Raw genomic sequence first — 13,498 nt, 5'->3', positions numbered from 1 at the left:
TCATCGCTGGATGGGTTCGGCCGCGCAGCCGGGGCAGGTGCCCCAGTAGACGACCTCCGCCTCGTCGATCACGAAGCCGTGATCGCCCGAGGCGGTAAGACAAGGGGCGTGGCCGACGGCGCAGTCGACGTCCGCGATCGCCCCGCACGAACGACAGACGACATGGTGGTGGTTGTCCCCCACCCGGGTCTCGTAGCGGGCGAGCGCGCCGGCGGGCTGGATACGGCGGACCAGACCCGTTTCGGTGAGCGCCTTCAGCACGTCGTACACCGCCTGGTGCGAGACCGTGGGAAGTTCGGCCCGCACCAGCGCGATCACCGTTTCGGTGTCGACGTGCGGATGCTCGCGCAGCGCGGCGAGCACGGCCAGCCTCGGCCGGGTCACGCGCAACGAGACGGCACGCAACCGTGCCTCGAAGTCGGACATCACCCACGACGATAAAAGCCAGTCTGGAACGAGTCAAATCAGGGCGGCGAATTCCCCCGGCCGGGTCTGCCCGGACCTCATGCCTCGCCGGCGACGGTGGCGACATCGACGCACAGTCCCTTGTGGACACGGACCGCCCTTCGCCGAACTCCTCAGGACGGCACCCCGATTCCTGTCGATCGATCTGCTCGACAAGGGCCGAAGGGCGCTTTCCCCGCATCGCATGCGACGAGAACGCCCTTCGCCGCATGCGACGAGAGGAAAGACCGCTTCAACCGCCTCGAGTTTTTTCAACGAAAAGAACCAAGCCCTTACGATGAACGGCCGTGAACGGATATGCCGGGTGCCGGTTCACGACCCGGTGAGTAACAGATGAAGACCAACCCGTCGGATCATCCTTCCCCCCCAAGTGGCCTTGACCACACAACAGAGTACGGCTTTCCACGTGTCCGGCGCGACGCGTTCGGGATTTGTATCCCCGTTCCGCCGTCCGGCCCAAATCCGGCCACCGCACGGGCGGCTTTTCGCCCTTGTCACCCGATTGCTGGTCCTCACCGGCGAGGAGAAGCGGGAAGATCCATGCCGGACCGCGACGAAAGAGGATTCGACCGAAAAATGATTACCGACGTCGCCGCGGCGATCGGTTTGACGGATCGCCCGAGCGGGCAGACCTGTCCTCGGCGAATGCGGGCACCGCCCGGCCCGGACCGACCGCACGGCCCGGAGCCACACCGGGCGCCCGTCAATACCCCAAGGGGAACCATGAACCGCGTCACCACGCTCGTAGTAGACGATCAGCCCCTCATCAGATACGCGCTCAGCAGGCTGTTGCGGGATTCGGCGGGGGTGGGGGCGGTGGCCGAAGCCGCGAGCGAGCCGGAAGCGTTGTGGCAGTGCGAAAAGAGTCATCCCGACATGGTCATCACCGAGCTGTCGATCTGGGGTGAGCCGGCCGGGACCACGATCTGCCGGTTCATCAAGGAACACTTCGAGCGCGCCGCCGTCCTGGTCTTCGCCGGCGACGCCTCCCCCTCGGCCATCGCCATGGCACTGAACGCGGGAGCGGACAGCTTCGTGCACAAGTCGGCCAGCGGCGGCCAGGTGATGTCGGCGGTGCGCTCCACCCTCGCCGGGCAGCGAGTGTGCCTGCAGGCGGGCGGAATCCCGCCGTCGGTCACCGAAGCCGTGCCGTACGCGAGTGTGATGACCAGGCGGGAGGAGGAGATCCTCGCGCTGATCCTCTACCGGTGGTCGAACGACGAGATCGCCGAAGAACTGCACCTCGCGACGCAGACGGTGAAGAACTACGTCAGCCGGATCCTGCAGAAACTGGGCTTCGGCAGCAGGCGCGACCTGTTCCGGGCACTGCGATTCCGGCCCGGCGGCAGCCCGCTCCCACGGCTGGAGAACACCTTCCACGAAGGCGAGACATACGCCGCGGACAGGCTGGCCGGGTACCGGGGCTAGGTCGTATGGGTGAGCGACGTACCGGGAGTACCGAGACCGGATCAGGTTCGGTACCCGCCGTATCCTGTGGCGCCGAGATCGTTTTTCTAGCGTTGCTGTCATGAGGAAGCCAAGTTCCCTGTTCTTGATCCTCGCGCTCGTCGGCACCCCCGCCGCGGATACCGTCCGGTCTTCGTCGGCCAAGATCCATGAGGTGCTCGGCGGTCCGGCCGGTTACATCGACCTGCACAACACCGGCCACATCCCACTCGACATCGGCGGCTGGTCCGTACAGGCGTGCACAGGCGGAGCCGCACCGGTCGAACTGGCCACCCTGCCCGCCGGGAGCGAGATCCCCGCGGGTGATCACTTCCTCATCACCGGACAGGCTTTCGGCGGGACCGCGCAGATGGTCGTCGAGGCGATCGCCGGGGACGGCGAGCTGCTGCTGGACCAGCGCGGAGCCCGGGTCGACAGCGTCGGATGGGCACCGTCGTCGCCCTGCCGCGAGGACCAGGCCGCCGTCGCCTGTCCCGGTTTCGCCCAGGCGAGGGACGCCGTCAGCCGTGACACCGACAACAACAAGGCCGACTTCGATTGCGTACGGCCGCTCGGCTGACCGTCGTCCGCCAGTCCGGTTTCACACCTGTATGCGGGTACCAGAAAGGTGCGGTCGTGACCGCGAACAGCAAATGCGGGGATGCGACCCCGCTAGGCGAACTACTCGCCGGACAACGAATCGAGAAAGGCCTGTCACAAGGTGATCTGGTCGCGAAGTTGCATACCCTCTCCGGCAACGACAGCATCACCCGAGAAGACATTTCCCGCTGGGAGCGAGGAAAACGCATCCCCGGTCCGTATTGGCGACAGTGGCTCAGTGGCGTACTGGACACCTCCGATCAGGAACTCGAGCTCGCCGCCGCGGTCGCGAGAAGGCAGCGGCGGAAGACGCACCCGGGCGGCGGTGGACAATTACCGGCCGAGGAGAAAGTACCGAAAAACTGGCCCCTTCCCGGCGGCACCCCGATTCTCGGATGATTAGGTGGTCGCCATCGGGAGACAAAAGCTCCCGGTCCGGCGAGAGAAATCCCCGACAATCAAGTTGAAAGGAATTCCCGTGCGACGAATTCTGGGCGCCTCCGCGGTATTCGCTATGCTGGCACTGGGCATGGCGGGCGGTGTCGCGAACGCGGCAGGCGACAGCGAAGGAACCGAGGCCGCCCCGCTCGCCTCGTCCACCGTGGTCGTCAACGAGGTTTCGACCCGCGGTCTGAACGGCAACCTCGACGAGTTCATCGAGCTGCGCAACGTCTCGAACCAGCCCCAGGACGTGAGCGGCTACACGATCCGCATCTACTCGCCGTCGAACGTCGTGACCGACACGATCGTCCTGCCCGCGGGCACGATCCTGCAGCCCAAGGGCAACGCCGGGCAGTACGCGGTGCTGGTCGGGCAGAACTTCTCCGGCACCATCGTCGACCAGACCTACGTCATTCCGTTCACGCTGGCCAGCGTCGAGGGCATCCCGACCCTCGGTGGCCTCGCGTTGCAGAACATGTCCGGCGCGAAGATCGACGGTGTCGCCTTCAGCAACGCCGTGGTGACCCCGCGTGAAGGCAACGCCGCGATTCCGGAGAACGCCCTCACCGATCAGCTCAACGCGGCGAACACCCGCAACATCCTGAGCACCGACACCGACAACAACCGGCAGGACTTCTCGCTCCAGCTGCGCACCCCGGGTCTGTAGTCCGACCCGTCACGACCGGGCCCGGGCCGCCGTCGGCGGTCCGGGCCCTTCCATGGCGGGATCTCGCCAACGGCGACATACCGCCAACAAGAGTTATATTCTTCTGGGAACTCCTGCCTCATCCTCTGAAAAACATCTTCGCGGCGGCCTTGACCAAGGCCGCTTCGCACTATCAGAGGAGAGTGAGGCTCGATGTTCCCCCGTTCCCCTCATCCGACGAGACCCGCACGGCACCCGTTGGCGATTCTGGCGGCCTCCGCACTGATCGCCCTTTCTCCACTCCCGGTGACCGCGACCGCCGCGGCCGCCGCCGTCCCGGGACCCGCTCCCGCTCCCGCTCCCGCCGCCGGACGGCCGGACGTCCATCGTGTCACGTTGCTCACCGGTGACGTGGTGACCTACGAACGAGACGGCGCCGGGCACGACAGCGCACAGGTCGAGCCGGCGGTGCGACCGGACCGGCCGAGCCCGGCGTTCCAGATCACGACCACGGCCGAAGGGCTGATGGTGTATCCGTCGGACGCGCTTCCGTTCGTCGGCAAGGGATTGCTGAGCCCGGAGTTGTTCAACGTCACCGCGCTGGTCGGAGACCGGCGTGACGACGCGGCGAGTGCCACGATTCCCGTCATAGTGCGCTACGGCGACCGGGCGGATCTGTCCGCGCGGTCTCTGGACGCGAAGGCGAAGACGCTTCCGCAGACCCAGCGACTCACGCCGCTCGTCACGGCCAACGGAGTGGGAGTGCAGGTCAAGAAGGCGGGGACCGCCGAGTTCTGGCGTTCGCTCGTCGCGTTCGACCCGGGCGGGAAACCCGTTCTCAACCAAGGGATCTCCCAGGTCCGGCTGGACAGGAAGGTCCGGGTGGCGCTGGACAGGAGCACCGCGCAGGTCGGCGCGCCGTCGGCGTGGAGCGGCGGATGGACCGGGAAAGGGACCACGGTCGCGGTGGTGGACAGCGGGATCGACGCGAACCATCCCGACCTGGTGGGCAAGGTGACCGCCTCGGCCGATTTCACCGGAGAAGGCGACGTGGTGGACCGCCACGGGCACGGCACCCACTGCGCGTCGATCATCGCCGGCACCGGCGCGGCCTCCGGTGGCCGGTACAAGGGCATGGCACCGGACGCGAACCTGATGGTGGCCAAGGTTTTCGACGCCTCCGGTGAGGCCGACACCGCACAGGTCATGGCCGGGATCGACTGGACCGTCGCGCAGGGCGCGAAGATCGTGAACCTCAGCCTCGGCGCCGGCGTCAGCGACGGAGCCGACCCCCTGAGCGAACAGATCGACACGCTTTCGGCGAAGTCCGGCACCTTGTTCGTGGTGGCGGCCGGGAACTCCGGGCCGGGCGACCGGACCGTCACGACGCCGGGGGCGGCGACGTCCGCGCTCACCGTCGGGGCGGTCGACAGGGACAACAAGGCCGCCTGGTTCAGCAGCCGCGGCCCGCGGCTGCGGGACGCGTCGGTCAAGCCGGAGATCACCGCGCCGGGCGTCGGGATCGTGGCCGGCCGGGCCGCGGACACGGCGATGGGCGAACCGGTGGACGACTACTACACCGCGGCATCGGGCACTTCGATGGCGACCCCGCACGTCGCCGGCGCCGCGGCGATCCTGCTGCAGCAGCAGCCAGGGCTCACCGGGCAGGCACTGAAGAACACGCTCGTCACCACGGCCAAGGACGTCGGTCTTCGCTGGTACGAGCAGGGATCCGGGCTTCTCGACGTCGCACGGGCCGTCTCGCAGAAGGCGACCGGCACCGCCGTCGCGAGCTTCGGCCGTAACGAGCGGACGGCCAACGCCGCGGGACAGGTCGTCCGGCAGCTGTCCTACACCAACGCGGGGGACCAGCCGCTGGCACTGAACCTGAAGCTGACCGTGCGGCCGTGGGACGGCGGCGCCAACCCGGGCACCGGGATGCGCCTGGGGAAGACGGCCCTGTCGATCCCGCCGAAGTCCACCACCACCGTCGACCTCGCCGTGGACCCGAGCGAAGGGGTGCCAGGCGTCTACGGCGGCGCCGTGGAGGCCACGACCTCGGACGGGACCAACGCCGTACGGACACCCGTAAGCACCTATAACGCCGCTGAACTGTTCCCGGTGACGGTCCGGGTACGGGATTCGGCGGGTGGGCCGGCTCAGATCGCGTCGGCTCAGCTGATCGACGACGCGGGCGGTGCGGGTAACCGCAACGACCCGTTCCTCGACCAGGTCAGCCACCAGATCGGCCTGGTCGACGGGGTCGGCCGGGTGCTCGTGCCCGCCGGACGTTATTCGGCAGTCGGCTGGGTTATGGAGCGCGGGCTGACGGTGCGCCGCTGGTCGGCGATGAGCACGGCGCAGGTCGCCGTCACGGCCCCGGCCGAGATCACGCTGAACGCGGCGAGCGCCGTCCCGGCGGGGCTGATCACACCCACCCCCACCGACCTTCGGGACCGCACGGTGATGCTGCGGCGCGTGATCCCCGGTGGAGCGGGCGTGAGCGGCTACGTCGGCGAAGCAGGGCTGGTCTCGGGTGCTGGCTGGGAAGTCCGCGTCACCCCCGCGGCGGCCACGTCGGCAGGGGCGATTTCGTTGCAGGACAGCGCGACGCTGGCCCAGACCGCGGTCGAGATGCGGACCGTCGGAGGCGGCTCCACCGTGCTGAATCCGGCGTACGACGTGCCGACGTTGACGGCGAAGGCACCCGGTGAACAAACGCTGCCGGTCGTGTTCGGCGGCGCGGGTGGCGCGAGTGATCTCGCCGGGCTGGACGTCCGCGGAAAGGCCGTCCTGGTGAGGATTCCGGTCCAAGCCGGGTCGGCGAACCCGGTGGGTGACGTCTCCACCGGCATCGCGAACGCGGCACGCGCGGTGTCCGCCGCGGGCGGGGCGGCGTTGATCCCGTACGCCGGCACACCGGGTTCGCTGAGCATCCCGGGACTGAGCAGTGCGGTCGTGCCGACCCTGTCCCTCGGCTGGGACGAAGGGGAAAAGCTGCGGACCGCCGGTGCTGTTTCGGTGCGCCTGCTGGTGCGCGCGACTCCGGACGTGATGTACAACCTCAGCTACCTCGACGCCAACGGTGTGCCGAAGGAGCTCGTCCGGCGGGTCGACCAGAAGTCGCTGGTCGCCACGAAAACCGCCTATCAGTCCGAAAAACCGGGGCTGACCGGGCAGAAGAACTGGTACGCCTTCCCGACCGGCCTGTGGAAGACGCAGGCGGTACAGGGCACGAAGATCCCGGTGCCGGGCAAGTGGACCGAGTACACCGGCCCGGCCGACGACCGGCTGGTCTGGAAACGCGTGGTCACCCTTTCCGGCAACGACGCCGCGGGCCGTCGTGCCACACTGGCCATGAACGCGCAGAACGTCTACCGCGCGGGCGAACGGTCGAGGCCGGACGAATACTGGTTCCGCGCGTCGCTGCACAGCGGGTCGGTCGAACTGCCGTCCGACCATCCGGCTCGCTACCCGGCGACGGCGGCAGGCTGGACGGTGCTGTGCTCGATGTGCCGCGGTGGCAAGGATCCCGACCTGTTCGTTCCCGCATTGCAGTGGATGGACGGCACGGGCGGGGCCGGTTCGGGCGGGCACTACACGAATCCCTATGAGAACGCGCGGTACTTCGCGGTGAGCACGGCGCGGCTGTACCGGGACGGCACCGAGATCCCCCGGTCCAATGCGGACGATCCGCTCGCACTGGCCCCGGAGTTCCGGCTCGCCCCGGCCCCCGCCACCTACCGGCTGGACGTGACCGACGTGATGCCCGGCCAGGCACAGGTCGGCGCTCCGAGCGGGGTGCTGTTCCAGCACGCACCGAGGACCGATACATCGTGGACCTTCACCTCGGCACGGTCCGACGCCGCGGCACCTCTCGGGTTCTCCTGCCACAACGCGGGCACCGCGTGTTCCTTCCAGCCGCTCATCCAGCTGGACCACCGGTTGCCGCTGGATCTCGGCGGCCGCGCACCGGCCGGGCGCCCGTTCACCTTCGACGTCTTCGCCGGGTCGCACAGCGGCGCGCGGGGCGGCGGGCCGGTCACGCAGCTGCGCGTCTCGGCGTCGGCGGACGGCGGGCGCACCTGGACGGCGTCGACCGTCCGGCCGAACGGGAACGGGCTGTGGTCGGTGACGGTCACCCATCCGCAACTCGCGGCGAGCGACGGGTTCGTCTGGCTGCGGACGGAAGCACGGGACAGCTCCGGCAACACCGTGACGCAGACGGTCCAGCGGGCCTACGCGCTCACGGACGTGGCGAAGGTGAACCCGCGCCTTCGCTGACGTCCTCCTCACTCGCGGGTTGGGTCGCCGGCAAGGTGACCCAACCCCGGGTGGCGACCTGGAGCCCGGCCTGGAACCGGGTCGTCGCGCCGAGGGCGGTCATGAGGTCGCGGAGGCGCCGCTGGAACGTCCGGTAGCTCATGCCGAGTTGCTTGGCGATGCTTCGGTCGGGCAATCCGGTGGTGAGCAAGGCGAGCAGGCGGGCGTCGTCGGAGGGCGCGACGTCCGCCAGCTCGGCCGAACCGGGCAGGCGCAGCGGAAGTCCGCTCTGCCAAAGGAAAGAGAAGACCGCGCTGAGCGCGTCGAGCAACGCGCACGGGTGGATCACCAGTGCCGTGCCGACCTCGGGGAGATCGGACCGCAGCGGCACCAGTCCGATCCGGCGGTCGACCACGATCATCTTCAGCGGGGCGGTGGTGACCACGCGGGCCTCCTCGCCGAGGGCGAGGCCCGCCTCGAGGTCGGACGCCAGGTCGTGCAGTTCCAGCGCGCTGCGCTCGTAAACCCCGCGAAACCGCACGCCCCGGCCGAGGAGGTCACGTTCGGCGGGGTGCAGCACACTCGGCGTCTGCGCGTAAGGCGGTTTGTCGACGAACGCGACCTCCTGCTCGGCCGAGCGCAGCAGCTGATCTGCCCGGTCGGCGATGAGCGAATCCCCGTGGATCACCTCGATGAGATCGACCGGACGTTCACCGGACGTCGCCCGGTACCGCTCGCGCAACCTGTCGGCGACCAGCCGCGCACTCGCGAGTTCCTGCTCCTTCTGCCGGAGCATCGCCTCCAGCGCGATCTCCGGTCGCACCGCCGAATACGTCTCCGCCTGCCCGGGAAGCTTGGTGAGCAAACCTTTTTCGGTCAGCACGCGCAGAACCGGGAGCAGCCGCTGTCCGGACAACCCGGTCCGCCGCCGGATTTCGGCGACGGTCATCGCACCGGCGCCGGCGAAGGCATCGTAGACCTCGACGTCGATTTCCCTCAAACCGATGATTTCCAGCAAATTCTCTCCCGCCGCAGCCGCGGTCGCCGTCGTCCGACCATACCGCTGGACTCCGGCGGGCAAAAGAGACAACGTCGTGCCCAGATCATCCACTGTGGACAGAATCGTCTCGGTCGTGGTCGGGGATTTCCGTGGGGGTGATGGCCAGGTACCCGCGATGATCCGGCGAGAACACGATTTGCCACGACCATATCGTTCTGTGCTGGTTCGTGAGATACTGCGGGCATCTGGCGCGTCGGGATTCCTGCCCGGACCCTTGCGCTTCCTCGCCGCTGGTGACGTCACCTGTCCCAGATTCGGTGACGTCGGAGACTTTGTGCGCTCGACCCCGGTCACCATCGACGTCATACCGGGCTGATGGAAGTGAAGACCGATTCCCGACAGGGAGGATGCCATGGGCGAGCAGCCCGATGGCCGGCACGAACCCCGCGTCATCGAACAGAACACGGAGACAGAGACGCCGCGCGTCGCCCCGGCCGGGCCGCGGGTGGCCGCTGAGGAACCACTGACCTTCCCCGACGCCCCTCGGCTCGGGCTCGACCGGCTACTGGGCCAGATGGTGGAACACGCACAGGAGGTGCTGGACACCCAGGGGCGGCTGCGCGGGCTGCTGCGCGCCAACCGGGTGGTGACCTCCGACCTGACACTTCCCGCGGTGCTGCGGCACGTCGTGGAAGCGGCCCGCGACCTGGTCGGCGCCCGCTATGCCGCGCTGGGCGTGATCGCCCCCGACGGGAGCCTGGCCGAGTTCATTCACAGGGGTATGCCCCCGGAAACGGTGCGGCGGATCGGACACCTGCCCCAGGGCAAAGGACTGCTCGGCGCGTTGATCGCCGACCCACATCCGATCCGCCTGGACCGGATCGAGGACGACGACCGGTCCTCGGGATTCCCCGAGGGTCACCCTGAGATGCACGGCTTCCTCGGCGTACCGATCCGCGCGCGCTCAACGGTGTTCGGCAATCTGTATCTCGCCGAGAGCGTCCGGGGCCGGTTCAGCGCCGAGGACGAAGAACTCGCCACCGCCCTGGCGTCCACCGCCGGAGTCGCGATCGAGAACGCCCGGCTGTTCGCCTCCGCTCAGTCCCGCCAGGACTGGCTACAGGCTTCGGCCGCGATCACCCGCGAGATCCTGACGCCGGCCACGAGCGATCCACTGGGACTTGTCGCCGAGCACGGCCGCCGGACCTCCAACGCGGACATCGTGACCATCTCCCGGCCCGACGATGACCGCCGGCGCCTGCGTGTCGAGGTCGCGGCAGGCCCTGCCGCGGCCGCGTTGCTCGGCACCGGTGTGCCCATCCATGACTCGCTCTCCGGCCAGGTCTACACCACCGGCAGGCCCCTCCTGGGCACCTGGCCACAAGAACAGTCCTCGGCCACCGCCGACGCACCGACCGGGATGGACATCGAGTCGATCCTGATCGTCCCGCTGAGTGACCAGAGGGTGACCGGGACCATCACCGCCGCGCGGCGGCACGGTCGTCCCGCCTTCACCGCCGAGGACCTCGACATGGCGGCATCGTTCGCCCACCAGGCCTGTATCGCGATCGAACTCGCCGACGCACGCGCCGAGCAGCAACGCGTCGCGGTGTTCGACGAACGCGAAAGGATCGCGGCGGATCTGCACGACAGCGTCATCCAACGCCTGTTCGCGACCATCCTGTCACTCCAGGGAACCGTGTCCGGTCTTGGCTCGAATCCCGCCGCCGAACGGCTCCTCGGCACGATCGACGACCTGGACGCCACCATCGGCCAGATCCGCAACACGATCTTCCAGCTCGGCCGCATCACCCCGCTCGCCGACATCAGCCTCCGCGGCCGCCTGCTGGACGTCGTCACCGACATGACACAGACTCTCGGGTTCGCCCCCAGTGTGCGGTTCGCCGGACAGCTGGAAAGCAACGCCACGCCCACTCTCGCTGTCGACTTACTGGCGGCACTGGGCGAAGCCTTGAACGATATCGCCCAGCACGCCAACGCCACTCACGCCGACGTGGAGATCACCGCCCACGACGAACAAATCACCCTCGGCATCACCGACAACGGCATCGACCCCACCGAACGGCACAGCGGTCCGACCGAGGCACGCACCAGGGCCGAGAGCCATGGCGGGCGCCGCACCCTCGCCCCACACCACCCCACCGGCAGCGTCCTGACCTGGCACCTTCCGTACTTCCCCTGATACCTGGAGCCGGCCGATGGTCCGGCTCCTCACTTTCCTCCACTTTCATACCGTCCACACGCCCGGCCGATTTCGAGGAATACACCGCGGGAACACAAGCTTTCCGCGGTGCACCACCGGTTCCTTACCCGCGATATTCGCCGTGAAACATTTCGGAATTTCACTTGATCGAAAGCAGGCGAGAGACACCGAAATCGCCTCCCTGTTTATTTCCGACCAAGGAGTGTAGGGTTCGAGATGGTTGTTCATTGGCCGCCGGTGACCGCTTTCCAGCGGGACGTTTGAGCTTCTTGCTCCTCCACCATCGGTCTCGGATTCAGGAAAGTCGAAATGCGACACAATCGCACGTTACCCACCCTTGCCTGCACCATCGCCCTGGTGACCGGATCGGCTGTTCTCCTGCCCGCCTCGGCGCTGGCACGAACCGAATCCGTTCCCTGCGACGAGGCGTCGCTGGTCTCCGCGCTCGACGCGGCCAACGCGGCGGGAGGGGGCACCGTGACCTTGACGCCGGGCTGCACCTACACCCTCGCCACCGCCCACGGCGACGACGGTGTGCACGGTCCGGCCGGCCTTCCGATCATCACCTCGCCCATCATCTTCGAGGGCAACGCCAACACCATCACCCGCGCACCGGCAGCGGCCTCCTTCCGCATCGGCCAGGTGGCTCCCACCGGTGGTATCACCCTCAAAGCGGTCACCATCAGCAATGGTCACGCGGCCGTCGTGGGCACCGACGACGGAGGGGGCATCCTCAGCTTCGGCGCGGTCACCCTCACCGGCAGCGCGTTGTCCGGTAACACCGCCAACGGCCGGGGCGGCGCCTTGTACAGCACCGGAACCCCTGCCGCGGCAACGTTCACCAGCAGTACGGTCAGCGGTAACACCGCGGGCCAAGGCGGCGGAATCGCCAGCCTGAACGGGACACTCACGCTCACCAGCAGCGTGGTCAACACCAACGCGGCGACGGTGAATCCCGGCGGGATCTACTACGTGGCGGGGTCGGCGACGCTGAACACCTCCACGGTGACCGCCAACACCGCGACCAACTGCACCGGAAGCCCCTCCCCCGTCCCCGGATGCATCGGATAGTTTCCCGGTCCTTTGTGGCCGCCCCCAGATCTGATTCCAGGAAAGAAGAAGAAATGCGAAGAAACCGCAGTATGCTGCGGGCCGTCGTCGGCGCGGCGGCCCTCACCGGGGGCACGATCGCGCTGGCCCCGATGGCGCAGGCGACCACCATTCCCGTCGCGTGCGGCGAGAACGCCCTTGTCACCGCCATCAACCTCGCCAACTCCACGGTCGACAAGGACACTCTGACACTGGCGGGCGGCTGCACCTACGCACTGACCTCCCCGCACGGCGGGCCCGCCAACGGGCTCCCGGTCATCACCACGCCGATCGAACTGCTCGGACCGGCGACCATCACCCGCACCGCGCCGGCGCCCTTCCGGATCGCCGAAGTCGGCCCCACCGGCAATCTCACCCTGACCACCTCCGTCGCCTTCACCAACGGAAGCGCGGTCGGCAACGGGGGCGCCATCCTCAACGGCGGCGCCGTGACGCTCACCACGAGCAGCCTGAGCGGTAACAGCGCCACGCTCGCCGGCGGCGGCCTCGCCAACACCGACACCCCGTCCGGAACGGCACCCGCCGCGACGTTCACCAGAAGTGCCGTCCTCGGAAACACCGCGCTGCTCCAAGGCGGCGGTATCTACAACGGTCTCCGCGGCACACTGACCACCACCGGTGTTTCCGGCACCCCGATGCTCATCAGCGGTAACAGCGGCGCACAAGGTGGTGGGATCGCGGCGGTCAACTCGACCGCGACGACCATCACCCAGACCGCCGTGACAGTGAACCATGCGTTGCTGACGGCGGGCGGGGTCTACCGGTCCGGCGGCATCATGACCACCGACAACGCGCCGATCACCGCCAACACTCCCGGCAACTGCGCCGGGAGTGCCCCGGCGGTCCCCAACTGCACCGGCTGATCCCGACGGCCGTCGTGCGACAGAGACCCCAGTGAGCGGTTGCGTGGTTTCGCGACGTGGTCGTGAGTGGTAAAGAGCGTTCTATAAGAGGGGTAAGCCAAACGTGGCGTGTCCGGGTGAGCGTGGCACCACACTCGCGTGCTCAGGGCCGGAACTCACGTGCTTGAAGCCGCGACACCGAGTGCGTGATCCAGGCACGCGAGTCACGTGTCCGAGCACGCGAGTCACGCCTTCACCCTGCCCGTCACCCCGGCGAACAGGCCGCCCACAACCCCGACACGTTCGCCTTGTCCGCTCTAGCGGCGGCGCCGGCCAGCGGTTATTGAGGGGTAGGGCAAAGGTGTCCCCAATGTGGCATTGGAGACGTTCAAGGTCTCCAATGCCACATTGGGGACACCGGGGTGTTGCGAAAGTGGCTTTCGCAACACGGAGCCGGCCCA

The 13,498-nt window shown here is 68.1% G+C and carries 10 protein-coding genes; 8 read left to right on the top strand and 2 right to left on the bottom strand.

Annotated elements, in window-relative coordinates:
• Nucleotides 1-426 (bottom strand): Fur family transcriptional regulator, encoded by a 426-nt coding sequence (locus L324_RS30825; RefSeq protein WP_037316961.1) that lies wholly within the window; start codon nt 424-426, stop codon nt 1-3.
• Nucleotides 427-1,188: 762 nt separating this feature from the next.
• Here L324_RS30825 and L324_RS30820 point away from each other — a divergent pair.
• The 5 genes from L324_RS30820 to L324_RS30805 all read left to right on the top strand — a co-directional run bounded on the left by L324_RS30820 (nt 1,189) and on the right by L324_RS30805 (nt 7,882).
• Complete coding sequence (locus tag L324_RS30820; RefSeq protein WP_081736525.1) at nt 1,189-1,893, top strand: response regulator transcription factor; 705 nt, start codon at nt 1,189-1,191, stop codon at nt 1,891-1,893.
• A gap of 100 nt (nt 1,894-1,993) precedes the next feature.
• Nucleotides 1,994-2,491 (top strand): lamin tail domain-containing protein, encoded by a 498-nt coding sequence (locus tag L324_RS30815; RefSeq protein WP_037316959.1) that lies wholly within the window; start codon nt 1,994-1,996, stop codon nt 2,489-2,491.
• A gap of 56 nt (nt 2,492-2,547) precedes the next feature.
• The gene (locus tag L324_RS41820) at nt 2,548-2,910 is read left to right on the top strand and encodes a helix-turn-helix domain-containing protein (protein WP_235783699.1); all 363 of its coding nucleotides are present in this window, start codon (nt 2,548-2,550) and stop codon (nt 2,908-2,910) included.
• 79 nt (nt 2,911-2,989) lie between these two features.
• On the top strand, nt 2,990-3,619 hold the full coding sequence (locus L324_RS30810; protein WP_235783698.1) for a lamin tail domain-containing protein: 630 nt from the start codon (nt 2,990-2,992) through the stop codon (nt 3,617-3,619).
• Nucleotides 3,620-3,904: 285 nt separating this feature from the next.
• Nucleotides 3,905-7,882: a S8 family serine peptidase gene (locus L324_RS30805; protein ID WP_235783697.1), complete on the top strand. Its 3,978-nt coding sequence runs from the start codon at nt 3,905-3,907 to the stop codon at nt 7,880-7,882.
• On the opposite strand, the gene L324_RS30800 is transcribed toward L324_RS30805, so the two are convergent.
• Nucleotides 7,845-8,879 carry a helix-turn-helix domain-containing protein gene (locus tag L324_RS30800; protein WP_037316950.1) on the bottom strand — a complete coding sequence of 345 codons (1,035 nt, stop codon included), beginning with the start codon at nt 8,877-8,879 and terminating at the stop codon, nt 7,845-7,847. The genes L324_RS30805 and L324_RS30800 overlap by 38 nt on opposite strands.
• A gap of 394 nt (nt 8,880-9,273) precedes the next feature.
• Between L324_RS30800 and L324_RS30795 the strand changes: the two genes are divergently transcribed.
• The 3 genes from L324_RS30795 to L324_RS41055 all read left to right on the top strand — a co-directional run bounded on the left by L324_RS30795 (nt 9,274) and on the right by L324_RS41055 (nt 13,058).
• On the top strand, nt 9,274-11,064 hold the full coding sequence (locus L324_RS30795) for a sensor histidine kinase (protein ID WP_051174178.1): 1,791 nt from the start codon (nt 9,274-9,276) through the stop codon (nt 11,062-11,064).
• Nucleotides 11,065-11,442: 378 nt separating this feature from the next.
• The gene (locus L324_RS30790; RefSeq protein ID WP_201769692.1) at nt 11,443-12,156 is read left to right on the top strand and encodes a hypothetical protein; all 714 of its coding nucleotides are present in this window, start codon (nt 11,443-11,445) and stop codon (nt 12,154-12,156) included.
• 53 nt (nt 12,157-12,209) lie between these two features.
• Nucleotides 12,210-13,058, top strand: coding sequence for a hypothetical protein (locus L324_RS41055; RefSeq protein ID WP_152547057.1), 849 nt, complete (start codon nt 12,210-12,212; stop codon nt 13,056-13,058).
• Nucleotides 13,059-13,498 lie beyond the last annotated feature (440 nt).

It is taken from the genome of Amycolatopsis orientalis DSM 40040 = KCTC 9412 (assembly GCF_000478275.1).
Taxonomy (GTDB): Bacteria; Actinomycetota; Actinomycetes; order Mycobacteriales; family Pseudonocardiaceae; genus Amycolatopsis; species Amycolatopsis orientalis.
This window is presented reverse-complemented; position numbering and strand designations above follow the sequence as displayed.

Excerpts from the sequence above, each read along its gene's own strand:
- L324_RS30825 (WP_037316961.1), bottom strand. The coding sequence starts at position 426 with ATGTCCGACTTCGAGGCACGGTTGCGTGCCGTCTCGTTGCGCGTGACC.
- L324_RS30820 (WP_081736525.1), top strand. The coding sequence starts at position 1,189 with ATGAACCGCGTCACCACGCTCGTAGTAGACGATCAGCCCCTCATCAGA.
- L324_RS30795 (WP_051174178.1), top strand. The coding sequence starts at position 9,274 with ATGGGCGAGCAGCCCGATGGCCGGCACGAACCCCGCGTCATCGAACAG.
- L324_RS30815 (WP_037316959.1), top strand. The coding sequence starts at position 1,994 with ATGAGGAAGCCAAGTTCCCTGTTCTTGATCCTCGCGCTCGTCGGCACC.
- L324_RS41055 (WP_152547057.1), top strand. The coding sequence starts at position 12,210 with ATGCGAAGAAACCGCAGTATGCTGCGGGCCGTCGTCGGCGCGGCGGCC.